Annotated in this window: 19 protein-coding genes, 1 pseudogene and 1 riboswitch; of the genes and pseudogenes, 1 reads left to right on the top strand and 19 read right to left on the bottom strand. The window is 55.6% G+C overall.

What is annotated here, in order from left to right; translation table 11 throughout:
- From HMPREF1250_RS01955 to trkA, 16 genes and pseudogenes are all read right to left on the bottom strand, one after another.
- Window positions 1–460: 3-hydroxyacyl-CoA dehydrogenase NAD-binding domain-containing protein (locus tag HMPREF1250_RS01955; protein ID WP_023052908.1), on the bottom strand; the 460-nt coding region annotated here is incomplete at its 3' end.
- 332 nt (window positions 461–792) lie between these two features.
- On the bottom strand, window positions 793–2,316 hold the full coding sequence (locus HMPREF1250_RS01950) for an FGGY-family carbohydrate kinase (RefSeq protein ID WP_231391264.1): 1,524 nt from the start codon (window positions 2,314–2,316) through the stop codon (window positions 793–795).
- Between the two features lie 87 nt (window positions 2,317–2,403).
- A riboswitch (FMN riboswitch) is annotated at window positions 2,404–2,538 on the bottom strand.
- Window positions 2,539–2,601: 63 nt separating this feature from the next.
- Window positions 2,602–3,159 carry a hypothetical protein gene (locus tag HMPREF1250_RS01945; RefSeq protein WP_023052773.1) on the bottom strand — a complete coding sequence of 186 codons (558 nt, stop codon included), beginning with the start codon at window positions 3,157–3,159 and terminating at the stop codon, window positions 2,602–2,604.
- A 14-nt stretch (window positions 3,160–3,173) separates the two neighbouring features.
- Complete coding sequence (mscL, locus tag HMPREF1250_RS01940) at window positions 3,174–3,611, bottom strand: large conductance mechanosensitive channel protein MscL (RefSeq protein WP_023052852.1); 438 nt, start codon at window positions 3,609–3,611, stop codon at window positions 3,174–3,176.
- 90 nt (window positions 3,612–3,701) lie between these two features.
- Window positions 3,702–4,013 carry a YerC/YecD family TrpR-related protein gene (locus HMPREF1250_RS01935; protein WP_023052890.1) on the bottom strand — a complete coding sequence of 104 codons (312 nt, stop codon included), beginning with the start codon at window positions 4,011–4,013 and terminating at the stop codon, window positions 3,702–3,704.
- 98 nt (window positions 4,014–4,111) lie between these two features.
- Complete coding sequence (locus tag HMPREF1250_RS01930) at window positions 4,112–7,717, bottom strand: PolC-type DNA polymerase III (protein WP_023052808.1); 3,606 nt, start codon at window positions 7,715–7,717, stop codon at window positions 4,112–4,114.
- Between the two features lie 28 nt (window positions 7,718–7,745).
- Window positions 7,746–9,230, bottom strand: coding sequence for a VanW family protein (locus tag HMPREF1250_RS01925; protein ID WP_023052913.1), 1,485 nt, complete (start codon window positions 9,228–9,230; stop codon window positions 7,746–7,748).
- Window positions 9,230–10,255 carry a DNA polymerase III subunit delta gene (gene holA / locus HMPREF1250_RS01920; RefSeq protein WP_023052819.1) on the bottom strand — a complete coding sequence of 342 codons (1,026 nt, stop codon included), beginning with the start codon at window positions 10,253–10,255 and terminating at the stop codon, window positions 9,230–9,232. The genes HMPREF1250_RS01925 and holA overlap by 1 nt, the downstream gene beginning before the upstream one ends.
- Window positions 10,252–12,356: pseudogene (locus HMPREF1250_RS11975) on the bottom strand (ComEC/Rec2 family competence protein). The gene holA and the pseudogene HMPREF1250_RS11975 overlap by 4 nt, the downstream one beginning before the upstream one ends.
- The gene (locus HMPREF1250_RS01905) at window positions 12,353–12,757 is read right to left on the bottom strand and encodes a helix-hairpin-helix domain-containing protein (RefSeq protein WP_023052895.1); all 405 of its coding nucleotides are present in this window, start codon (window positions 12,755–12,757) and stop codon (window positions 12,353–12,355) included. Before HMPREF1250_RS01905 ends, HMPREF1250_RS11975 begins: the two are co-directional and overlap by 4 nt.
- On the bottom strand, window positions 12,699–12,893 hold the full coding sequence (locus HMPREF1250_RS11510; RefSeq protein ID WP_036242313.1) for a hypothetical protein: 195 nt from the start codon (window positions 12,891–12,893) through the stop codon (window positions 12,699–12,701). Before HMPREF1250_RS11510 ends, HMPREF1250_RS01905 begins: the two co-directional genes overlap by 59 nt.
- Before the next feature lie 115 nt (window positions 12,894–13,008).
- Window positions 13,009–14,460, bottom strand: coding sequence for a TrkH family potassium uptake protein (locus HMPREF1250_RS01895; protein WP_023052812.1), 1,452 nt, complete (start codon window positions 14,458–14,460; stop codon window positions 13,009–13,011).
- A 15-nt stretch (window positions 14,461–14,475) separates the two neighbouring features.
- Window positions 14,476–15,930: a TrkH family potassium uptake protein gene (locus HMPREF1250_RS01890; RefSeq protein WP_023052794.1), complete on the bottom strand. Its 1,455-nt coding sequence runs from the start codon at window positions 15,928–15,930 to the stop codon at window positions 14,476–14,478.
- Between the two features lie 12 nt (window positions 15,931–15,942).
- Window positions 15,943–16,176: a hypothetical protein gene (locus HMPREF1250_RS11970; RefSeq protein WP_023052868.1), complete on the bottom strand. Its 234-nt coding sequence runs from the start codon at window positions 16,174–16,176 to the stop codon at window positions 15,943–15,945.
- On the bottom strand, window positions 16,149–17,390 hold the full coding sequence (locus tag HMPREF1250_RS01885) for a TrkH family potassium uptake protein (RefSeq protein ID WP_023052911.1): 1,242 nt from the start codon (window positions 17,388–17,390) through the stop codon (window positions 16,149–16,151). The genes HMPREF1250_RS11970 and HMPREF1250_RS01885 overlap by 28 nt, the downstream gene beginning before the upstream one ends.
- Complete coding sequence (gene trkA / locus HMPREF1250_RS01880; RefSeq protein WP_023052878.1) at window positions 17,387–18,739, bottom strand: Trk system potassium transporter TrkA; 1,353 nt, start codon at window positions 18,737–18,739, stop codon at window positions 17,387–17,389. The genes HMPREF1250_RS01885 and trkA overlap by 4 nt, the downstream gene beginning before the upstream one ends.
- A gap of 222 nt (window positions 18,740–18,961) precedes the next feature.
- On the opposite strand from trkA, the gene HMPREF1250_RS01875 reads away from it, so the two are divergent.
- A complete protein-coding gene (locus HMPREF1250_RS01875; RefSeq protein ID WP_023052897.1) occupies window positions 18,962–20,512 on the top strand; it encodes a putative polysaccharide biosynthesis protein in 1,551 nt (516 codons plus the stop codon).
- Between the two features lie 144 nt (window positions 20,513–20,656).
- On the opposite strand, the gene HMPREF1250_RS01870 is transcribed toward HMPREF1250_RS01875, so the two are convergent.
- The 3 genes from HMPREF1250_RS01870 to HMPREF1250_RS01860 form a co-directional block, all read right to left on the bottom strand.
- On the bottom strand, window positions 20,657–21,505 hold the full coding sequence (locus HMPREF1250_RS01870) for a polysaccharide deacetylase family protein (RefSeq protein ID WP_023052804.1): 849 nt from the start codon (window positions 21,503–21,505) through the stop codon (window positions 20,657–20,659).
- A 160-nt stretch (window positions 21,506–21,665) separates the two neighbouring features.
- Window positions 21,666–22,067, bottom strand: coding sequence for a hypothetical protein (locus HMPREF1250_RS01865; RefSeq protein ID WP_023052920.1), 402 nt, complete (start codon window positions 22,065–22,067; stop codon window positions 21,666–21,668).
- Between the two features lie 131 nt (window positions 22,068–22,198).
- Window positions 22,199–23,869, bottom strand: a complete 1,671-nt coding sequence (locus tag HMPREF1250_RS01860) for a recombinase family protein (protein ID WP_036242309.1) — start codon at window positions 23,867–23,869, stop codon at window positions 22,199–22,201.
- Window positions 23,870–23,880: the final 11 nt, after the last annotated feature.

Raw genomic sequence — 23,880 nt, 5'->3', positions numbered from 1 at the left:
CGATCAATTTCATTACCGGAGCGGGATTGAAGAAATGCATGCCGATAACTTTATCCGGACGGTTGGTAGCTGCGGCGATTTCCGTAATCGGCAAGGAAGACGTGTTGGAAGCCAGGATCGTATGCGCCGGGCATTTTTCGCCCAAGTTCCGGAAAATTTCCGCTTTGATCTTCATGTTTTCGATAGCCGCTTCAACAACGAGATCAACATCTTTCATGTTTTCTTCCGTAATTTCAACGATGCCCGTCAATTTGCCCATGCATGCGTCTTTATCGGCTTGCGTCATTTTTTCTTTGGAAACCAGTTTCGTTAAGCTTTTGTCGATTTTCTTAACGCCGCCGTCAATAAATTCCTGTTTGATATCGTTCAAGATAACGTCGCAGCCTTTTGTCAGGAAGACTTGAGCAATACCGGAACCCATTGTACCTGCACCAATTACCATTACTTTTTTACAAAACATGTCTAACTCCTCCTTTAAATTGTCGCGTGATTTTTTTCACTTAGCAGTTCCAAAAAAAAGCACGCAAATTAAAAATCAGATGCATTGCTTATACTCCTAGTATATCACTTCCTGTGAAAAAATCCACTACATATGGGGTGTATATTTCATTAAAACCCATATCCGCATATATATTTTTCGCTGCCCTGTATGAATTCCTATGACTTTCAATTATACGTTTCTGGAATTATTACTAACGCAAAGTCTTTTTTGAGACACTAAGAGCGAAAACATTACACCCTTTTTCACAATATGACAAATAAAAAAGGCCGGATAATCCGGCCTTTCCGCGCTTATATGCCGCTTTCCTGCAGCGCTTCCAACAGCTTTTTCCTCCGTCCATACTGTTGCTGATAATAGTCCGTTACAGACTGCTGAGGAGAGAAAGTATCTTTGACGATAAAATTCGTTTGCAAGGCTTCTTTCAAATCGGTCACATCGCCTTGGCTGTACGCCGCTACCAGGCAATTGGTCGGCACGGCGCCGCCGGCCACTTCCAGCGTAACGACTTCCGTCGCCAACATATCGGCCTTGATCTGATTCCAAAGCGCGTCACGGCTGCCGCCTTCCGTGACCGTAAGCTGCGACAAGTCGATGCCGGCGTTGCGGTAACGTTCGGTAATTTCCAGATAATTGTAGCCGATCCCTTCGAGGACACACCGCCACATGGCGCCTTGATCGGAATCGAGCGTCAAACCGGAAAAGACGCCGCGCACATCCGGGTAATCGCCGTTGCCGCCGGTCAAATAGGGGATAAAAAACGCGCCGTCGCAGCCGGCGGGATGACGGCGTGCCAATTCGTCGAGCGTACCGTAATACTCATCGCTCTGCTTTCGACAAACGCTGTCCTTGAACCAGCGAAGCGCCAGACCGCCGGTCCGGACGAAGCCCCAATAGAAATACGTGTTTTCCAGCGTTCCGGAATTGAAGATCAGTCCGCTGCCGGGAACGGAAAGAGCGGGAATGATGCCGTCTGTCGACACGCAGAACATGGCGCACGTGCCGGCTACGTCAACGCCGCGCCCGGCTTCGAGAATACCGCTGCCCATCATGGATTCCATCGTATCGCCGGCGCCGGCGCAGATGGGAATGCCGGCGGGAAAGCCCGTTTCTTCGGCATCCTTTTCGCACAAAGAGCCGATAATATCCCACGGTTTTACAATGCGCGGCAAATAGGCCGCGTCAATGCCGAGAATTTCCAACTGCCGCGGCGACCATTCCTTTTGCATTACATGATAGCCCAATCCCCAGCCCGAAAGCGTGCCCCAGTCGATAAAGGCGTCGTTCCCGCCGAGTCCGGCGAGGTGCAGCAGAACATACGGGCAATTATGAACGAATTTAACGCCTTTGGCGGCAAAAGCCGGCACATGTTTCAGAAACCAGCGCGCAAACATGGCCGGAAACATGACGCTCGGTTCGGCATTGCCCGTCTCTTCAGCCCAGATCCGCAGTCCCTGCGCCTTTAGCCGTTCGACATCATCTGCCGTACGGCTGTCAAGATAATTGACATACGGCGTAACGGGATTTCCGGCGGCGTCAATGCCGGCGATGCCGCAAATGATCCCGTCGCCCATGATGGCCCGTACCGACTTGACGGATAAATGCTTCTGCCGCATCTGATAACTGCACGAACGCATGCACTGCTTGATCAGCCGATAGTACTCGTCAATATCCATCTCCACCCAGCCGGGCTGCGGATAAGACAGCGTCGTCTTCGCCGTGTCCATGGCTACGCAATTCATCTGCCCGTCATAGACGGCAACTTTCACGCTTTGCGTGCCGGCATCAAAACCGAGATAATAATTTTTCTCCATCATTGCCTCCTTACGCCTTCGGCACAAAGAAAAAAAGACCGGAAAAACCAGTCTTTGCATGGGAAACAAGGCAAGGCAAACAGGCCCTGCAGCCGTCTTTTCCCATCCAGACTGTAACTGTCGGTATCGAAATTGCATCGATTCAACTCTTTTCAGAGCTTGCGGACTGTACCGCCGGTCAGGAATATGAAGGAAGCCCCTTCTCACCTTGCCCCAAAGACGATTTTATATTCGATTTGTTTTCTTCCCTTCATGATACAGGGAGAGCTAAAAAAATGCAAGAAGGATTTACTTGACACGATGGAAAAAAAAGCTGCTCAATTTGGAAACGAGCGTATCCGTCGACGCCTCACAAGCAGGAAAACGCTGCAAGCCGCTTTTTTGCTCGATACAAGACAGAAAAGCATCCATCGACTGCGCAATATCGAGGAGCGTCTCGCCCGTCAGCGCATCCAGCCAAGCGCCGTTATGCAGATCGTATCGCTCCAGGATCGCCCACAGATGCGCAAACTCCTGATCCTTACCGGCGTCGGGAAACACTTGCAGCAGGACGATTCGCGATTTTTCCGCCAACGGCTTGTCAATGAAAGCCTGCACGTCTACTTGTTCGGCAAAGTGCGGCAGCCAGCGGTGCAGCACCGTTTCATAAAAGGCGAAGAGAGACAAAGAAGCAACACGTTCATAACGGCGTGCTGCCTTCTCTGCATGGAATCGGTTCTTCTCTCTTCGTTTTGCCGCCAAGCGCGCGAAGGCCTGATAATCGGCCCAAAGCTCGCCTGTCAGCGAAGCCTTCATGATCGCCGCCTCGCCGTTATCGAATACGGTGATATCAATTTTAGACTTCATCAGCGCGGACCTGCTTATAATTGACTCGTGCAATGCGGACAGCGTGTCGCGTCATCGGCTACGGGCTGTTTGCAATAAGGGCAGAGACGCGGTTCCGGAGCATCTTCTTCTTCTTTCTTCGAGAGTCGGTTGATCTGGGAAATAACCACGAAAATCGCAAAGGCGATAATTAAAAATTCAACGACCGTATTGATGAATAACCCGTAAGCGATGACGGGAACGCCTTGTGCCTGCGCTTCCGCCAGCGTTTCGACATGTTTGCTGCCGAGAGAAATGAATAAGTTCGAAAAATCGACGCCGCCGAGAATCAGCCCCAAAGGCGGCATGATGATATTGGCAATCAGCGAAGCGACGATCTTGCCGAATGCCGCGCCGATGACGACGCCGACAGCCATGTCGATAACATTGCCGCGCAAAACAAACGCTTTGAATTCTTCCATAAGTTGTTTCATAAGTACCTCCTGTTGTTCAGCAAAATCAACTACGTGTATATACTATCGCCTGTCAGAGACAAGACGGAATTGTAAGCCCCAGGATCAGTTTCAGACGATCTTTGCCTCTTTCTCCGCCAACCTGTCGAGGATCTTGCCGTAACCGCCGCTGCCGTACATCAGGCAGCGTTTGATGCGGCTGATCGTCGCCGTACTGGCGCCGGTCTTCTTGACGATATCTTCATAAATTTCTCCGCCTTTCAACATGCGGGCCACTTCCAGTCGCGCCGAAATGGCTTTCATTTCCTGAATCGTGCAGATATCTTCAAAAAATTCGTAGCACTCCTCCAAATCCCGCAATTCGAGAATCGCTTCAAAAAGCTGGTCATGGAGATGATCTTTCAACCGTTCGTTACTGCTCATGGCGCATCACTGTTCCTCTTCATCAAATTAAAGTTTTTTTACATTATAAGACAAATCTCAGAGATTGTCGACAAAAAACAGCTATCCATACAAAAACATTACATGGCAAAAAGATCATACTGTTCATCTTCCGCCATATCGCCGAGGCAGCCGTATTCCGTCATCGTTTCGATCAGCGACTGCGAGACCTTGCCGCGCAGCTTCAGATCGGCCTTGGACGTGAACGGCGCTTCCCGGCGGGCCGTGACAATCTGTTCGGCGACATTTTCTCCCAACCCGTCTATTGCCGTAAACGGCGGCAATATTTTACCGTCGCAAATCGTAAATTTCGTCGCCGCCGATTTGCTGATATCGACGTTCAAAAAGGCGTAGCCGCGCAGACTCATTTCAACGGCAAGTTCCAACGCCGAATAGAGATCCTGATCAATCTTGGACGCGTCCTTCCCCTGCTGGGCAATGGTCTTCATCTTATGGCGCTGCGTTTCCAGGCCGCCGGTCATAACCGGCAAATTGAACGCCTTGGCGCGAATCGTGAAATACGCCGCGTAATACGCTAAGGGATAGTTGATCTTGTACCAGGCGATACGGAAGGCCATCATGACGTAAGCGACGGCATGGGCGCGGGGAAACAGATAGCCGATCTTCTGACACGACTCGATGAACCACTGCGGTATGCCGCCGGCTTTCAGTTCGCCTTCGTAGTCCGTATTCTTTTTGCCCAGCTTATCGAGTTTATCGATGCCCTTCCCTTTTCGGACATTTTCCATGACTTTGAAACTCGTCTTCGGCTTGATGCCGTGCTCGATCAGATAGTTCATGATATCGTCGCGCGTCGATACGGCTTCTTTCAATTCCACCGTTTTCGAGCGGATCAAATCCTGCGCGTTGTTCAACCAGACGTCGGTGCCGTGGGAAAAACCGGAGATTCGCACCAGGCCTGAAAAGGTCTGCGGTTTCGTGTCAACCAGCATTTGCCGTACGAAGGGCGTGCCGAATTCGGGAATGCCGAAGCTGCCGACTTCGGAACCCAACTCTTCCGGCGTCAGGCCCAGGGCCTTCGTCGAACTGAAAAGACTCATCGTCGCCGGATCATCAAAGGGAATCGTCGTCGCGTCGACTCCCGTCAGATCCTCGAGCATGCGGATAACGGTCGGATCATCGTGTCCGAGAATATCCAGCTTGACCAGACGTCCTTCGATGGAATGATAATCGAAATGCGTCGTAATGATGCCGCTGTCCTTTTTGTTGGCCGGATATTGAACCGGCGTAAAATGATGTATATCCATATCGCGCGGAATAACCATGACGCCGCCGGGATGCTGCCCCGTCGTATTCTTGATGCCCGTGCAGCCGTTGACCAGGCTGTTGACATAGGCCTCATTGACCTTGATGCCGCGCGCCTCAGCCCACTTCATGACATAGCCGTAAGCCGTCTTATCCTTAATGGCGCCAATCGTGCCGGCGCGGAAAACATTGTCCTTGCCGAACAGTTCTTCCGTATACTTATGCGCTTTCGGATGATATTCACCGGAGAAATTCAAATCGATATCGGGAACCTTGTCGCCGTCAAACCCGAGGAAAATGGCGAAAGGAATATTGTGGCCGTCTTTGTGCAGCGCTTCGCCGCAGACCGGGCACGCTTTATCAGGCAGGTCGAAACCGCCGCCGACGGACCCGTCGGTAAAAAATTCGCTGTACCGGCAATGGGGGCAAACATAGTGCGGCGGCAGCGGATTGACTTCCGTAATATCCGACATCGTCGCCACGAAAGAAGACCCGACGGATCCCCGCGAACCGACGAGATAGCCGTCGTCATTGGAATGCTTGACCAGCTTGTGGGCGATATAGTACAAAACGCCGAACCCGTGCCCCAAAATGGAGGTGAACTCTTCCGTCAGGCGATCGGCGACGATCTGCGGCAGCGGCTCACCGTAAATCTGATGGGCTTTGGCATAGCACATCGTCTTCAACGCTTCCGAAGATCCCGTAATTTGCGGAAAATACAACGTTTCCTTCGGCACCGGCTTGACATCGTCGATCATCTCGTTGATCCGGTTCGGATTCGTAATGACGACCTCCCGCGCCCGTTCCGCGCCCAAATAGGAAAATTCCGCCAACATTTCGTCTGTCGTCCGCAAGTACAGATCGGGCTGAAACTGCGCGTCCTTGAAGCCCTTGCCGGTCATCATGATCTCCCTGTAAATCTTATCTTCCGGGTTCAGGAAGTGAGCGTCGCACGTCGCGACCGTCAGCTTGCCGAGATCGTCGCCGAGACGAATAATGGTCCGGTTAATGTCGCGCAGCTCTTCATCGGTATCGACGAAGCCTTCACGAATCAGGAACTGGTTGTTCGTCAGCGGCTGGATCTCGAGATAATCATAATAGGCGGCGATCCGTTTCAGTTCCTCGTAGGGCAGCTTCTTCTGCACCAGTGAGCGAACCAGCTCACCGGCCTCACAGGCCGAACCGAAGATCAATCCTTCGCGGTATTCGTTGAGGACGGCCCGCGGAAGGCGCGGCCGGCCGCGATAGATGTATTTCAAGTGCGATATGCTTACCAATTTGTACAGATTGCGAATACCGATCTGGTTCTTCGCCAAAATGATGATATGGTAGGATTCATCAATTTTTTCATCAAAAAGATATCCTTCCATACCGTAAATGACCTTGACACCGTTCGTCTTGTCCCGTGAGATCTCCTGCAGCAGCGGAAAAGACTGCACGACGCCGTGATCGGTAACGGCAACAGCCGGATGACCCCATTTCTTTACGGTCTTGATCAGCTGCTTGACCGTAATCAGGGCATCCATGTCGCTCATGACCGTATGCAGGTGCAGCTCGACGCGCGGCGTCGGATTCTTGTCCTCCCGTTCCACGGCGCCGCCTTCGGCAGGCATGATGTCTTCCACATTGAGGACGTAATCGCTTTGATACGTATCATATTGGACATTGCCTCTGACCCGGACCTGAGAGCCCTTGCGGAAACGCTGCTGCAACAGCTCCATCTCCTCTGCCGTCAGACTCCCTTTACGGCGAAATTTACCGCCGCTGCCGACGTCAAGGAACTTTTTCGCCGAAATACCGTTCGTCTTATCGGCCATCTGGAAGGTCAATAAAATCCGCTTCGATTTCAATTCGCGAAACTCGACTTTAACGACCTGTCCTTCAAAGATGACGTTGTTCTGTTCCTCGCCGAGGACGTCGTTGATCTTCTGCACGGCGCCGTGGAAAGCTTTTCCCAACCAGACATTGCTCTCCGCCGGACTTGCGGCGCCGGTTTTCTTCTTTTTGCCGCCGTCGGAATGCTGCGCGGCGCGGCAGACTTTTTGATATTCTTCGTCTCGCAACAACTCGCCGGCGTCATCATACAGATCTTCATAGCAATCTTCGTGCGGAATGGCGTAACTTTCGAGAACGTCGTCGGAAGCTCCGCCGTTGCAGTTCAGCGCCGATTCGTTATCGAGTTCTTTAACCGTATCGAAATCGGGACGCCGCACATGTTCGACGGCGACCGTCCCGGGCAGGGAAAAATAATCGCCAAGATGCCGGGCCAGCCGCTCCGCGTCAGCATCGAAGGCGGCTGTCGTACGAACCTGCCAGGCCCGTTCCGCCGGCGAACCCTTGATTTCCGAAACGAATACGCTGCGGCCGTCGGGAATCTTTATCTTGACCTCTTGTTTGGGGATAATACGATAAACTTTCATTTTTCAGCCTTTCTCCGCTACGAGGAACTCACGCTCCCGGTATGACAGGATCGTGAGGGAAATTCATCATGGCATCCTGCAGCTGCTCGCCGCCGAGATTCGTCGTCTGCACCGTTTTTTCCGAAGCGGCGCCGGGCGTCAGAATGATTTCCGCATTGGCCTCGTACCGGGACGAGATCACATTGGAATAGGTCACGCCGTCGCTGTATTGCACGTACCGCGCAATACTGATTTCATGACCGTCGTAGCCTTCCTGCTGCCGCTGCTCCGCCGTTATGCCGTCTTGGTGCTTATAAATAACCTGATGCGGCAGCGTCTTCTGCGACAACGTCCGGAAGGAAACGCTGCACGTGTCGGCGTGATTGCCGAGAATATAGACGGTGATCGTGTCCGTTCCCATAACGGTATAGCAATAGATAGGATGATCAAAGGGATTGGAAAAAACGAGATCCGGCCCGTTGTCGGCGACTGTCGCGTCAAGGCCGACAGGCACGTAGCCGGCCGGCGCAAAATGGGGCGAACGGCCGTAAATCATCAAGCCTGCCCGCAACGCCGCGTTGAAAAGGGTCGTGCTGACCTGGCAGACCCCGCCGCCGGCATCCATGACCACTTGATTGTCCATATAGACGGGCGCGTCCTTATAGCCCTTCTCCTTCGTCCGCGTGCCGATGAAGTCGTTGAAAGAAAACTGGCTCTGCGGGCTGATGAGAGCGTGGTTCAGCAAGTTCTGCGCCAAGGCGATATTTGCCGTACGATTGGTATCGGCAGGATCGAAATGCGTCGTATAATACGTCAGGACCGTATCGATTTGCTGCAAATCGGCGGCCTTGACCCCGGCCTGGCTGCGTTCGGCGACGGGAACGGCGAGCGGTTTGAGATGACCTTGCGCCAACATGTCCGCAAGCTGCGCCTTCGTCTCCGACGTATCGATGACCACCCCTTCTTTTTCCGGATGGATCGCGACGCCCTCCGCAGTCGGTTCGGCAAAAGCGTTTTCCGGCTGCCGGTCATAACGCCGGTGAACATCGTCCAGATAGGCGTCGAGCTTATCGCCGTCAACAGTGAGCGACAAGGGCACGTCTTTGCCGTTTACCAGCACCGACGCGATGTCGCTTACCCGTTCGGCAAAAGACCCGCGGCGTCCGACCAGAAGCGCCTCGTCCAGAATCTTCTCCCTGTCGAGATGAACATCGAGATCGGCGAGCCCTTTCGTTTCGCCGCCGTCATTGATCTGCAAAGTCAGTTCCTCTCCCGCCGCGGACGCTTCCTGTTGATCGAGGAAACCGTTCAGCCCCTCTTCGTCGTGGCCGAAGCCGACACCGCCGACGGTAACGGCCGAAGCGGCAGCGTATTGGCCGCCAAAAAAAGCGCCGCAGCCGGCAAGCCCCAGAACGGCGACGGCAAGGAGGCCTTTTTTCCACGACCGTCCCTTCGTCTCTCTGCCGTGCATCTCGCGATAGCGGCGGCGGTATTCTTTCAATCGTTCTTTTCGTTCCCGTTCTTCATCAGTCACTATGATACCCTGCCTTTATTACTGCAATACAAACAAACCAGCGCCGCCACATCGTCGGCGGAAGCCGTACCGCGGCGCATGTGAAGCTGCAGGGTAAACAGCCGCTGCAGCAATTCTTTCAGTTCTTCCATTTTCCAATACTTTGCCACTTTCTTCAAGTGAAAAATGAGATATTTGCCGTTTCTGCCGTGATTTATCTGCGTCATGGCCGCCTCGCACTGCCTTGCGCTCAGCCCGGCAGCCGTCAGTTCCTTATACGCCAGAAGAAGGCGCAGGCGCGAAGCCATGTATCCGACAGTCTTGAGAAAAACGTCGCTTTTGGTAAACAGCGGCGGCAAAAAAGGCGTCGTCTTCACGCCGTCGCGGCGCAAAAAACAATCCGTAAAGGTAAACATGTTTTTTTCCAGCGAACCGGCAAAAAGACCGGTCAGGCAGGCGACGTCGATCTCTCTTTCCGCGGCCAGGGAAATGCAGAGCTTGTCCAGTTCCGTAAAGACATACAGCAACGGTATTTCTTCCCACGTCTGAAATATTTCCTGCAAATACGCGCGGCTGTTCCCGGTCAAGACCTTGCCTCTTTTTTTCAAGTATGCGTCGACATAGGGCATGACCGTTTTGTCCGTAACGCTTTCATAATAAGACGACGCCGTCAGCGCGCTGATCAGACGAAAAAAAGGCGCCTTTTCATTGACCTTGCCGGCCGTATAAAAAAGGAGCGCCTTCCTGCTCGGCAACTTGCCGAGGAAGTCGGCAAATTCACGTTCCTCCGCCGTCGCCTTAGTCCGCGTCCTGCCGCCGCGCTGCAACGGCAAAAAAGGACAATCCGTCCAGATGACGACAGCAGCGCCGCCGAACAGCGAGTCTTCCGCTAACGCGGCGATCACGTCGCCGACAGAGGCCGTACGGGAAAAGAGGCGCACGTCCGCAGCCGCGCCGAAGTCGCGGTTGCAGGCGTCCAGAAAACGGCGCCGTTCCCGTTCCATCAGATAGGATTCCGTCCCGTTGATCAATCGGATATAGTTCAAAATGTTTCACCGCCATATGTTCTGATCTTCCATATACCTGCCTTCTCTTCGGCGATAATCTCGCCGTCAACGGCAGGAGAAAAAAAAGGAATGCCCGCGCGCGCCGCTGCACGACGCCACGCCGCGCAGCGCCTTTCTTCTCCCGGCGCCGCCGAAACGATGAGCGCCGCAGCCGCCGGCAGTCCATCACCGCCGCCGCAGGAACGTATCTCCAGCAACGCCGCCGTCTCGGGCACGGCCGCCGCACTGGCGCAAAGATAGTACGGCGTTTTGCTCTCCGTCAGGCGCAACGGCGCCGTCAGTTCGGTCCGGATGTGAATCCGCTCCGCCTGACAGGCGAATGCACGGCCCAGCTGCGCCGCCGTCCGCTCCGCTTCAAAGCCGCCGACATGCAGCTCCCGAAGCTGAAAAACGCCGGCATGCCGAAGGGCCGGCACCAAAACGGCCTGGCTTCGAACGGGACTGCTCCACCGCCTTCTATTATACCACAGCGCGGCGTTTCCTTCAGCATCAACCCGACATGTGGCCCGATCACTGCCGACGTCAAAAACATATATCGTGCGCTCCCCTTGCGCCGCCCAGGCTGCCAGCGAAAAAGAGAACAACAGCACGCCGCCTGCCAGCAGCAGCCGTTTCCGATACGGCGCCGCAAGAAGAGCGGCAACGAAGAGGTAGTATGCAACGACGGCAAACCAGGGCAACGCGCCGTGCCACAGACGGCTGCCCGGCAGAGAAGCGATAACGTAATTCGCGCCGACAGCCGCGTTCAACAGGATCTTGATCAGCCATAAAAGCGGCGTCGCCGCGACAGGCAGGACATAGGCCGCTGCCGCCGCCAACAAACCGAGAACGATGACGGCGTCAAGCACGGTACCGACGGTTACGTTAGCCAAAAACGAATAGACCGGCAGTGACGAAAACTCGGCCAGCAGCAGCGGCACCAGCAGTATTTGCGCGCTCAGGCAGACGGCCAGCGCGGCTGCGGCGGCAGACGGCAGAAAACGACAGAACGGCAGAAGACGCGGCCGAAAAAGGATGATTCCCGCCGCCGCGCCGCAAGAAAGGCGGAAGGACAGGTCAAAAAGCAGGTACGGATCAGCCAGCGTCATGACGAAAACGGCCAGACTCAGGGAATGAAGCCCCCATACTCGCGCTTGACGACAGTACTCAAGGCGCAGAGACTCCCCATCAGCGCGGCCCGTACGACAGGTCCCGTAAATTCCGCCAGGGCGTTGTACACGAAAACGGCCAGCGCCGCCGCCGCAAATTGCGGCAGCGGCCTGAGCCCCGCGGCGCCGCCCAGAATCCGAATGACGGCGAAGAGCAAAACGACGTGAGAACCGGAAACGGAGAGAATATGAATCAGTCCCGTGACGGCAAAACTTTCGACCAGTTCCGGCGCCAATTCCTCATAATGGCCGCCGAACAGCAGACTGGCGAGGACGCAGGCCTCCTGCGCCGTCAAGAAGGCGGCGAACCGTTCCGTCAGCCCGTCGCGGATCCGGCGCAGCTGCGCCTGCCATCCCGCCGTCGCGGCAACGGCCGACACGTCCTTCCCTTCGCCGTAAGCGCTGCCGATAACGGCCAAACGCCGATCGCGATGGCGGCTGTCATAAAGCCCGAAATTCTTGTAATATTCCAAGGCCTTAACCTTCGTCTGCACGGTCAACGCCGTGCCGGCGGCGTAATCCGTCTCGCCGTGCAGCGTCAGCCACAGCGCTCCGTCAGCGTTCTCTTCCGCGCCGCCGGGCCTTCGGACGGTGTGAAGGCGGAAGAGATAACGCGTATTTTTGCCCCGGTCCGTGACGTACGACGCCTTCTTCTCTTCAACTACGCCTGTCGCCGCGATGCGCTCGCCGACCAGTCCGTGAGACAGCGCCGCATACTGCCCGTCACTATAATCCAGACGGACACTGCCGCAGACAAAGAGCAGCGCGCCCAAAAAGACCAATGCCGTCCGACGACGCCGCCTGCAGCCGATGGCGGCGAAAAGGAACAAGACGGCCGCAAAGGCGGCGGCTGTCCGGGACAAGAGAACATGGTCTCCGAAAAAGATGCCGCCGCACCAGGCAAGGACCAGGAAAACGGAAGGACCGGTCATAACTCGACCAGATCCTTCAACTGTTCCCACTTCGCCGCGCCGATCCCCTTGATCTCCTTCAACTCTTCCGTACTGGTAAAGGCGCCGCGGCGTCTGCGGTATTCCAGGATTTGCCCGGCCATGACCGGCCCAATGCCGGGCAGCGTCGCCAACTGCCGCTCGTCGGCCTGATTGAGATGAACCTTGCCGTCGTCGGGAGCCGCGCCGCCGGGAGCGCCGTCCAGATCATAAGGAATGTGAATGTGCGTGCCGTCGGCGGCGGGAGCCGCATAATTAACGGCGCCGTTATCGGCATACGGCAGTACGTCACCGGCGGCATGGACGACATCGCCGACGCGTACGTCACCGGGAAAAGAATAGACGCCGGGCCGCCTGACGGCGCCGCTGATATAGATAAACATCGCGATGCTGCGGCTCCTTCGGCTGCGCCACATCCGCCGTCAGCGCCGCCGGCGCGAAATCCTTATCCCATATGTCCCGGCCGGCAAGGAAAAAAAGAAAAATAAAAAGAAGAATGACAAGCAGTACTTTTTTCATCAGGGATCCTCCTCTCCTCTATGGAAGAGAACCTTTTCCGTTTCCCTGCGGCGTCCTGCCGGACATCTTCTTTCTCATCAAACGTTAATCTTCATTTCATTTGCTTTTAATAAACTTACCAGTTCCCCTTTTTCCGCCAAAAACCGGGCCGAAGCATGACGAGAACGGTGAAGATCTCCAACCTGCCGACGAGCATGGAAAGGCAGAGAATCATCTTGGAAAAAGAGGACAATTCCGCATACGTACACGTCGCGCCCGTAACGCCGAAAGCCGGGCCGATGCAGCCCATCGTCGTAATGCTGATGCCGATGGCGTCGAAACCGGCAATGCCGTCAAAAGTCAGAAGCGCGGCCCAAAAAGCGATAAAGACCATATACAGGAAAAAAAACTGCCCGACGCGGATAACGGTGCTGCCGTCTATTTCACAGCCATTCATCGTAACCGCCGCCAACCGCTTCGGAAAGGCGGCATGAACGGCCGCCGCCCACGCCGTGCGAACGAGGATGACGAGACGCGAAACCTTCAGCCCCGCCGCCGTCGAACCGGCGCAGCCGCCGCACAGCATGAGCAGCAGCAGGACACCCTTGGAAAAAGGCGGCCACAAGTCGTAGTCGGCGGAAACGAACCCCGTCGTGGCGATCGACGCGACCTGAAACGAAGCGAAACGCAGCGCCTCCGGCAAGGAAATCGCCAGCGACATCATCAAGTTGATGACGACCAGGCACGTACTGACTCCCAATATCGTCAAATACGCCTTGAACTCCGTATTGCGGCGCAGCACGGCAAAGCCCTTCTGGTAGACTCGGTAGTACAGGCCGAAATTGCCGCCTGCCAAGATCATAAAAAAGGTCATCCACCCTTCGATGGCCGGGCTTTCAAAATGGGCGGCGCTTTCGTTGTACGTCGAAAAGCCGCCGGCCGAAATCGTCGACAAGGCATGGTTGACGGCGCTGATAAGATCCATGCCGTAGCCGATAAATACGGCCAGCGCAATGACCGTAAACGCCATATACAGCTGAAAAAGGACCTGCGTCATCTCGCGCAGCCGCGGCAGCACCCGCTCCTTCGTCGGCCCCGCCGCTTCGGCGTTGTAGATATACGAAGAATCCTGCCCCGACTCGGGCAGTAAGGCGATGAAGATGACGACAATGCCGAGACCGCCGAGCCAGTGCGTCATGCTGCGCCAGAGGAGCAGACTCTGCGGCAGGACTTCCAAATCGTCGATAACCGTCGCCCCCGTACCGGTAAAGCCGGAAATGCTTTCAAAAACGCCGTCGAGCAGGACCAGATGCCCGCTCAGCACATAAGGCAGCATCCCCAGTCCCGTCGCCAGCAGCCAGCCCAGTCCGGTGATCGCAATGCCTTCGCGCATCGTCAGCAGCCGCTTTCGGACCTGCCCCCGGCGCAGCAGCACCAGAGCGGTGCCGAAACAACCGGCGGCGGCGCCGAAAAAGGCTACGGCCGCGTCTTCTCCCAATACCAGGGCCAAGGCCAACGGCAAGAGCATGACGGCAGACTCGGCCAGAGAAATTTTTCCCAAAAATTGACAGACAATACGAAAATTCACGGTTTCGACTCCTTCTTACCAACCCTTGCGGCGCCGCCAGAACGACGGCAGCAAAACCACCAGGACGGTAAAAGATTCCAACCGTCCCATAAGCATCGAAACGGCGACGACGACCTTGCTGAACGGATGCAGAGCGCTGTAGGTGCAGGTCGCGCCGAAGAGACCGAAGGCGGGGCCGCAGCTGCCCATCGTCGAAACGCTGACGCCGATGGCGTCAAAGGTGGGAACGCCGTCGCAGACGAGCAGCATCGTCCAAAGAACGTCGAGCAGAAAATAGACAAAGAAAAAGCGGCCGATACCGTACAAAACTTCATCAGAATAAGCTTCGCCGTTGGAACGGACGGAAAAAACCTGCCGCCGCCGCAGGACATGGCGCAGCAAGATCCCCGTCATTTTCAACAACAAGATCAGCCGCGTCACCTTCAGACCGCCTGCCGTCGAACCGGCGCAGCCGCCGACGAACATGAGCAGCAGCAGGATATATTTGCTGAACGCCGGCCACGTGTCAAAATCGGCGGAAACGAAGCCCGTCGATGAGGAAATCGAAGCGGCCTGAAAAAAAGACTGCCGCAACGCCGGCAGCAGCTCCGCCTGCCCGGCCGCCGCCAAATTGAGGGCCAACAGCAACGTCGCCGCCGCGACGATGGCCACGTACGCGCGAAACTCCGTATCGCGCCAGATCAGCGACGGGCCGCGGTGATAAGCCGCCACGTACATGCCGAAATTGGCGCTGGAAATAATCATGAAAAAGGCGATGGCCCCTTCGATGACAGGACTGTGGAAGTGCGCGACGCTGTCGTTAAAAGGCGAAAAACCGCCCGTCGCAATCGTCGACATGGCATGATCGACGGCAATCAGCGGCGTCATGCCGCAAAGCCAGAAAACGGCCGCCGCCGTCGCCGTAAACAGGACGTAGACCGCGAAAAGCTCCTTGGCCATTTCCTTGATACGCGGCACGATCCGTTCCGCCATCGGGCCGGTGCTTTCGGCGTTGAACATATGGACGGCGCCGCGGCCGAATTGAGGAAAGATGGCGATAAAAATGACGATGATCCCCAGCCCGCCGAACCAGTGGGTCATGCTGCGCCAAAGGAGCAGGCTCGGCGGCAGGCTTTCGACATCGTCGATAACCGTCGCCCCCGTCCCGGACAGCCCCGAAATCGTCTCGACCATGCCGTCGAGAACAGAAAGATGCCCGCCGGCGACGTACGGCACGAGCCCCAGAAAAGTGATCAGTATCCAGGCAAAGGCCGTGATGGCGATGCCTTCGCGAACGGTCAGAGAATCTTCAATTCGCCTGCCGGCGAGACGCAGCGCCAGTCCCGTCGCCGCCGCCACGCAGACGGCCGCCGCGAAGGCCGCCGCGCCGCCGTCTTGAAAGCCCAGAGCCAGCAGCAGCGGCAGTGCCAGACAGGCGGCGCAGGTACAGGCCACATTGCCCAGAACCCGGGCTACAATCCGACTATTCATCGACTCGCCCCCTCACCAGCGGTGACGTAGCTGATGCAAGCCCGTCTGTACCATGATAAAGAAGGAGAAGATCTCGATCCGCCCCAGAATCATCAAAAAGCTGCAATATATCTTCGTCCATACGGGCAGCGCCGAAAAATCGGCGACGCCGTACAAGTCGGCAGTCGAACCGACACTGGAAAGACAACCGGCGGCGATGCCCATCGCCTGCAGCGGCGTCAGTCCGGAAACGGAAATGACGAGCATCGAGACGAAGAAAACGACGATAAAAAGGAAAAAAAGCTGAGCACGTGACCGATGACCCTGGCGGGAACGGCGTTGCCGTCGATCTTGACGGTAACGACCATTTTCGGATGCAGCGTCCGCAGCATTTCCTGCGCCGCCATTCGGGCCAAAATCAGCAGCCTGACCACGCGCAGGCCGCCTGTGGCCGAGCCGATGCAGCCGCCGGCAAAAACGAGAAGAAAGAGGATAAGCCGGTCAAACTCCGGCCAACGCGGCAACTCAACGGCCATAAAGCCGCTCGTGCTGATAAAGGAAACGACGTGAAAAAAGCCGTAGCGCACGCTGTCGGCAAAGGAATAGACGCCGCCGTGCCAGAGGTGCAGCGACACGAGCGTACCGGCCGCGAACAACAGCGTCACGAAAGCGCGCAGCTCCGAATTGGCGAATACGGACTTCCACTCATGGCGCCGGACGCCTTTCCAATACAACAGAAAATTGCCGCTGGCCAAAGTCATGGCTGCCATAGCGGCGAGTTCCAGAAAGATATTGTCGTTATGCAAGAAATCAAAGGCGCTGTCGCCGCCGCTCGTCGAGACTGTCATCAAAGCCCGCGTCACCGCTTCGAAAGGCGCCAGACCGGCGACGGCGAAGAGCGCGACCGTCACGGCCGTAAGGCCCAAATAGATCTTCCCTGCCTGTACCGCCGACGAGTGCATCCGCCGCACGACGGGACTGAAATCCAAATACTGCTGCGCCGTGACGGCCATGCCGAAAGTACCGCTGACCTGGGGAATGACGGTGACGAAAAGAATGAGAAAATTCAAGCCCCCCATCCATTCCATCAGGCGATGCCAGAAAAGGAGCGAAAGGGGCTGTACCGTCCCGGCAGGCAGACAGCTCGTGCCGGTCGTCGTATAGGCGGCAATGCTCTCGAAAAAAGCGTCAACCCAAGGCAGCTCTTCCGCCATGCAGTACGGGAGCATACCGATATAGCCGAGCAGGATCCAGACGAGAACCATATAGCTGGCCCCCTCGCCGACGCCGATCTGCCGTTTATGGCGTCGGCCGGCATAGGAAAAAAGCAGCCCCAAAGCGACGGCGGAAAGAAAGGACGGTCCAAAATACAGGACCGCCGGTTCCCGCCACCACAGGGCCGCGGCGAAAGGAACGAGCAGGACGATGCCGTTCAGCAGCGCAATCCGGCCCAGCAAAAAAAGGACGACAGCCGTACTCATGGCTCTTCCCTGCCTTTAAAGAAAGAAATGACCTTCTTCGCGTGCTCCGTCTGGATGAAGAGAACGGCCCGGTCTCCCGGCAGGAGAACGGTGCTGCCGTTCGGTATATGCGCTTCGTCGTCGCGGACGTAGGCGCAGACCAGACCTTCCTGCGGCACCCGAACATCCATCAGCCGCCTGCCCGCCACCGGCGCGCCTTCCTGCACGATAACTTCCACCGCCTCCGCCTTATTGCCCTCGAGGAGAGAAACGGCGACGACGCCGCCGCGCCGGGCAAAGGCCAGGACCTCGCTGGCCGACAGCAGCCGTGAAGAGAGAACGATATCGACGCCGACCTTCTCCATGAGATCGATGTACTCGATGCGGGCCACGCGCACAATCGTCCGCTGCGCGCCCAAATGCTTGGACAAAAGCGCCAGCATCAGATTCAGCTTGTCATCATCGGTAAGGCAGATGACGACGTCGGCGTCGGCGATCCCTTCCTGTATGAGCAGGTCGATATCGGTGCCGTCGCCGCAGATGGCGAGACCGCTCCCCAACTTCTCCGCAGCCATGCGGCATCGTTCCGTGTCCTTGTCGATAACCTTGACCATGACGCCCTGTTCATCGATCATCGCCGCCAGCGAACGGCCTGTCCGGCCGACGCCGATGATCATTGCCCGCGACGGCTTCTTCGTATCGCTTTGGATAAAATTTTTGCTGAATTTTTCGATCTCCGCCGGATCACCGATGAAGTACGCGTTATCATGAGGCAGAAGACGGTCGTCGCCATGGGGGATGATCATGCGGTGATCGCGAAAAATCATGCCGGCGAGAACGCCCGGCGGCAGCTCCAGCTCCTTAAAAGGCGTATTGATCAGCGGCGAATGACGGCGCACCTTCGTTTCAAAAAGCCGCACCTTGCCGTACGCGAAATCTTCCACATTCAGCGCCGCCGGCGTCATCAGAATGCGGTTGATTTCACGAGCCGTAATCAACTCCGGATTCAGCATCAAGTCGATATCGAAATTCTCTTTCAGATAATCCTTCGCCTCCGACAAAAACTGCATGTCGCGAATCCGTGCCGCCGTATAGGTAATGCCGTGCTTCTTGGCCAGAATACAGGCGACCATATTGGTTTCGTCGCCGGCCGTAACGGCGACGAGGATATCGGCGCCGCGGATATCGGGATCATTCATCGTGATCGGGCTGGCGCCGTTGGCCAGAATCGTCAGGACGTCAAGGGTGTTCTTGACGGCCTCGAGCCGTTCTTCGTCATGATCGACGACGACGACGTCAAACTGTTCGTTCGACAACAATTCGGCAATGCTGTACCCCAACTTGCCGGCACCGATGATTACTATGCGCACTTTCTTTCCCTCCTGCTCCGTAAGAGACCGCTCTGTGAATATACCTATCATACACTGTTTGCCGTCTTTTTTCCAGTTTCTGCCGCCGCGCAGTTACGCGCCCGTTATCTTGTGATGCGTCCGTATATGTGATAAAATAAATTGTTTAAATTACGCAGCGCGTATCTGCGCATCTCGCCGCGCGGATACGACGCGAACATTCTCTGTCTAAAAGGGGTAATCATGGCTAATAAATTTGTTGCCGGCACGCTGATCCTGACTTTGTCCGGTTTCGTCGTCAAGGCGATCGGCAGTATCAACTGGATCATTTTATCGCGAATTCTCGGCGGTGAAGGCATCGGCATCTATCAGATGGCCTTTCCCATCTACCTGCTGGCCCTGGAAGTATCCAGCGCCGGCCTTCCCATTGCCATCTCCATCATCACGGCCGAGAAAGCCGCCAAAGAAGACTACGCCGGAGCGCAGCGCATCTTCAACGTCTCTTTGACGCTGCTCTGTTCGACGGCCCTCTTGCTCAGCATCGCCGTCTTTTTCGGCTCCCGCCTTCTCATCGATTACCAGATCATCCGCGAAAGCAGAGCCTATTACTCGCTCATCGCTCTTTCGCCGGCCATTTTCTTCACGACCATTATCGCCGGTTACCGCGGCTACCTGCAAGGCTGGCAGCAAATGACGCCGACGGCGTTGTCGCAGATCGTCGAACAACTCGTCCGCGTCGGCGTCATGCTCGGCTTCGCCTATCTGCTCCTGCCTTACGGCCTCGACTATGCCGCCGGCGGCGCCAGCCTCGGCGCCGGCGCCGGCGGAGTCGCGGCGCTGCTGATCCTCCTCTTCTTCTATTACCGCCTGAAGCGATCTCTGCCGAAAACGGCCCGGCTCTTTGCAAAAGAAAAGATCACGCACATTTTAAAACGTCTCGTCGTCTTATCCGTCCCCATTTCCCTGGCCAGCATCATGCTGCCCATCGTGTCCAATCTCGACCTGCTCATCGTGCCGCGCCGCCTTGAAGTCGCCGGCTACGCGACGGCGCAGGCGACGGAGCTCTTCGGCTACCTGACGGGCATGTCCGTGCCCCTCATCAACTTGGCGACGATCCTGACCGCCGCCATGGCCATGAGCCTCGTGCCGGCCATCAGCCACAGTTTCACCTTGGACGACAGCGCCGCCATTTACGACCGCACGGCAGGCGCCGTCCGCATCGCCCTCTTGGTGACGATTCCCTTCAGCGTCATGCTCTACGTCCTGGCCGAACCAGTCGTCACCTTCATCTACAACGCGCCGGCGGCGACGGACGCCACGCGCGCCATCGCCGTCGCCATCTGCTTTCTCGGCATGCACCAGATCACGACGGCCATTCTCCAGGGCCTGAAAAAGCCGAAGATTCCGGTCATCAACATGATCATCGCCTGCGTCGTCAAAGTACTCTGCAACTGGTTTCTCGTCGCCATTCCCGCCTTCGGCATCAGCGGCGCCTCATACGCGACGGTCGCCGACATCGGCGTTGCCGCAGGTCTCAATCTGATCTTCATCTACAAATACACGAACTATATTCCCGATCTGAAAAGCATCGTGCGCAACGTCGTCATCGCCGGCTTCATGGGCGCCGTCATGTACGGCCTCTACGCCCTGATCGCGCCGTATTTCGGCCTCTTCCTGCGCCTGACGGTCACGACGCTGACCGGCAGCGCCGTCTACATCGCCCTGATGGGTCTCAGCGGCGGCCTGACCAAAGAAGACGCCCGCAAGGTTCCCGGCGTCGGCCGATTCTTCTGACGCGAACGGCGTCCCCTTCCCTGCCGTACGGTTCCGCCGACGGCCCCTGCATAGCGAAAGATACGGCGTAAAAAACCGGCTTTACGAAGGCCGCGTCGAAACGGCGAAAAAGCTCCGCTCTCTACAGAGAGACGGAGCTTTTTCTTACGGCTGGGGAATGCATTCTCCCAAGGGCCGTGTAAATTCCATATGCGAAAAGTAGGCGTGCGCTTTCCAGAGGATAGAACTGAAGGCGCTGAAAATCAGCCGAAAACGGAAGTGCTCGAAGCTGATCGGCCCTTCAAAGAAAGCGACGCGGTCGAGATCATACGGCGAATCCCAGGGGAAATCGCGGCCCGTATCGACAGTAAAGGCGTACCGGTAACCGGCGTCCTTCGTTTCCTCCAACGTCATATCATTGAACTTTCCCTCCGGAAAGGCGATAAAGCGGCAAGGCTTGCCGAGACGCCACTCGATGACCTTTTTCGAATCGACGAGCTCATGCCGCGCCCCGTCCCGGTCAAACCCGGTCAGCGGCCGGTGGCTGAGCGTATGGGAGCCGAATTCCATGTGATCGGCGCTCATTTCCCCGACTTGCTGCCACGTCAGGTACCCGGGCCTGCCGACGAAATCGGTGATCAGAAAAATCGTGCCGAACATGTCGTATTTGCGCAGAATCGGATAGGCGTATTCATAGTTGTCGGCATAGCCGTCGTCAAAAGTAATCAGCACCGGCTTGTCGGGCAAATCGCCGCCGTTCATGTAATCTTCGAACTGCTGCAGCGTAATGGCGTGGTAGCCGTTGTCGTGAAGGTACTTGATTTGCCGTTCAAAATTATCGGGACGCATCGTCAGCACCGTTTGAAATTTATAATTGACTTGGTGATAATTCAGTACGGGCACGCCGGTCAGCCGGTAATTCGCGGCGGCGAAGTACCAGTAAGCAAAGATGCTCACCGTCACGACCGTCAGCGTCAGCACGATCCCCAAGAACCAGGTACAGAGTTTTTTCATGCAGATCTCCTCAACATAGCAGAAACAACCATGAATTAGGATACCACATTTGATAAAATGATGCAAGAAAGAACAGCTCTCGACAGCGCTTCCCCGTTGAAGACTTACCGCTTTTTTACAAAATGGCAACAAAAAAGCGGCCTGCCGGCCGCCTTTCGTCTTACGTCATCAGTTTTTTCAAGGTCTTCGGGAAACGGTTCTCCGTCAGCCACGCCGCGTCTTTCGCCGTCAGGGCCGCCTGCAGTTCCTTCAGACTGATGTTTTCCATGTCAATCGTCTCCGCCGCCGACGTGCAGTACATCGTATCTTCATAGATGTAGTCGTCCAGCTCCGCCGCATCGACGACGGGATGAATGGCAAAGCGGATATCTTCCGATTCCTGGAGTTTTGCCAGCCGCTTTTCCCAGACCGCAAACTCCGCCGCCGTCAAGGAAAATTCGCCGTACTCCGTCGTCGTCAGCCGCTCTTCCGCGCAGAGGACGTGGCGGGCGTAATCGACGTTGCCGGCGACGCGGTCATAGACGTGCAGCTCCCGCTCTTCTTCGTCAACATAAATCTTCATTACGGACCTCCTGAAAGATGATGCCTTATTATACCATATCCCTGCCGGCAGGACAAAAAAAGACCGCTCTTTGGTGGTGCGTCTTAGGGATTTATAATCCCTGAAAATTTCGGCATAGTCGTGAGTATCGGCTATGCCGTTTTTTCATGCTTGCTCGGAATTTCTACTGCTCCGATGCAGTTGTAAATGATTTGAATACGCTGCATCCTGTGACCGTCTACCTTTTCAGCCTTGAACACGATGATTTTCTCCACAAACTCCCGAATGATTTCGGCATCCAATTCCTTGATGTCCGTGTACTTCTGCACCAGTTGCAGGAAGTATTCGGCATTGAGGGATTTTTCTTTTGCTGTGGTAATGAACTCATCCAGTTCAGCAATCCGGCTTTCCAAGGCTTTCTGCTCTGCCTCATAGGTAGCGGACATCTTGGCAAACCGCTCATCGCTGATTTTTCCAACCACATTGTCCTCGTAAAGTCGTTGGATGATTGTATCAAGGGCGGTGATGCGGGCTTTCGCCTGTTCGTATTCCTTCTGACTGCTGCGGAGTTCTCGGTTCAGTGCCTTTTCCGATGTGTTGGTCACAAGCTGAATGAACTCGGCTTCATGCTCTCTGGCATAAGCGGTCACTCTGCGCAGGTCATCCAAGAGAAGCTGTTCTATGACCACATTGCGAATCTGGTGGGACGTACAGTTGCTCTTGCCACGCTTACGGTAGGTAGAACAGACCAGATGCTCTTTCTCATGTTCCCAGCCCCTTGCACGGACTTGGTACATCTTGCTGCCACAATCGGCACAATACACCATGCCGGAGAGTGTGGGCATTTCACCCATCGGAGTAAATCTGCGCCTGCCATCACGGATACGCTGAACAATATCAAATGTTTCCTTATCTATGATGGCTTCGTGCGTACCTTCGAAAATCTGCCATTCGTCCTTGTCATTCTTGATTTGCTTTTTCAGCTTATAGGACTTGCGGTGAGTCTTGAAGTTTACCGTATTGCCAAGGTACTCCTGTCGCTCTAAAATATGAACCACTGTGGAAGTTGTCCATTTGTAAAGGTCATCCGTCTGTTTGACCGCAGGAGCATTTCTGCCGTTGCTTTTTGCATAATCCACAGGGGTCAGCACCTTGCGCTTTTTGAGTTCCTTGGCAATCTGTGTCGGGCCGTAGCCGGAAATACACAGGTGGAAGATTTCCTTTACCACCGCAGCAGCATCTTCGTCTACAATCCAGTGGTTCTTGTCCTCCGGGTCTTTCTTGTATCCGTAGGGTGTATTGGTGCGGAGCGGCTTGCCAGCCTGTCCCTTTGCCTTGAACACCGCACGAATTTTCTTGCTCGTGTCCTTGGCATACCATTCATTGATGATATTGAGGAATGGCGTAAAATCGCTGTCCTGCTGACTGGCACTGTCGACCCCGTTGTTGATGGCAATAAAGCGGATGTCCGATTCCGGGAACACCATCTCGGTATAGTAACCGACCTTCAGATAATCTCGTCCGAGTCGGCTCATATCCTTGACAATGATGATGCCCACAGCACCTTCGTCCACCAATGCCATCAAGCGTTGGAAGTCGGGGCGTTCAAAGTTCGTGCCGCTGTACCCATCGTCTACGAAAAACTGTGTGTTCGTAAAACCATTGTCATCAGCGTATTTCTTGAGTATTGCTTTCTGATTGATAATACTGTTGCTGTCACCTTGAAGTTCGTCATCACGGGATAATCTGCAATAGAGTGCTGTGATTTTCTCCCCAAGGGCTGCATCTATGTAAGGCTGTCTTTTGTTTTCCATTTTTACCATCCTTTCCGACA

Origin of the sequence: Megasphaera vaginalis (ex Srinivasan et al. 2021) (assembly GCF_000478965.1) — a bacterium.
Taxonomy (GTDB): domain Bacteria; phylum Bacillota; class Negativicutes; order Veillonellales; family Megasphaeraceae; genus Megasphaera; species Megasphaera vaginalis.
Note: the sequence above shows the minus strand (reverse complement) of the source record. Positions and strands in the feature narration are given on the sequence as shown.

Coding starts and splice junctions, on each gene's coding strand:
- HMPREF1250_RS01950 (WP_231391264.1), bottom strand. CDS start 2,316: ATGATGGAGAAAAATTATTATCTCGGTTTTGATGCCGGCACGCAAAGC.
- HMPREF1250_RS01945 (WP_023052773.1), bottom strand. CDS start 3,159: ATGAAGTCTAAAATTGATATCACCGTATTCGATAACGGCGAGGCGGCG.
- mscL (WP_023052852.1), bottom strand. CDS start 3,611: ATGAAACAACTTATGGAAGAATTCAAAGCGTTTGTTTTGCGCGGCAAT.
- HMPREF1250_RS01935 (WP_023052890.1), bottom strand. CDS start 4,013: ATGAGCAGTAACGAACGGTTGAAAGATCATCTCCATGACCAGCTTTTT.
- HMPREF1250_RS01930 (WP_023052808.1), bottom strand. CDS start 7,717: ATGAAAGTTTATCGTATTATCCCCAAACAAGAGGTCAAGATAAAGATT.
- HMPREF1250_RS01905 (WP_023052895.1), bottom strand. CDS start 12,757: ATGTTTATCTATATCAGCGGCGCCGTCAGGCGGCCCGGCGTCTATTCT.
- HMPREF1250_RS11510 (WP_036242313.1), bottom strand. CDS start 12,893: ATGAAAAAAGTACTGCTTGTCATTCTTCTTTTTATTTTTCTTTTTTTC.
- HMPREF1250_RS01890 (WP_023052794.1), bottom strand. CDS start 15,930: ATGAATAGTCGGATTGTAGCCCGGGTTCTGGGCAATGTGGCCTGTACC.
- HMPREF1250_RS11970 (WP_023052868.1), bottom strand. CDS start 16,176: ATGCTCGTCATTTCCGTTTCCGGACTGACGCCGCTGCAGGCGATGGGC.
- HMPREF1250_RS01885 (WP_023052911.1), bottom strand. CDS start 17,390: ATGAGTACGGCTGTCGTCCTTTTTTTGCTGGGCCGGATTGCGCTGCTG.
- HMPREF1250_RS01875 (WP_023052897.1), top strand. CDS start 18,962: ATGGCTAATAAATTTGTTGCCGGCACGCTGATCCTGACTTTGTCCGGT.
- HMPREF1250_RS01870 (WP_023052804.1), bottom strand. CDS start 21,505: ATGAAAAAACTCTGTACCTGGTTCTTGGGGATCGTGCTGACGCTGACG.
- HMPREF1250_RS01865 (WP_023052920.1), bottom strand. CDS start 22,067: ATGAAGATTTATGTTGACGAAGAAGAGCGGGAGCTGCACGTCTATGAC.
- HMPREF1250_RS01860 (WP_036242309.1), bottom strand. CDS start 23,869: ATGGTAAAAATGGAAAACAAAAGACAGCCTTACATAGATGCAGCCCTT.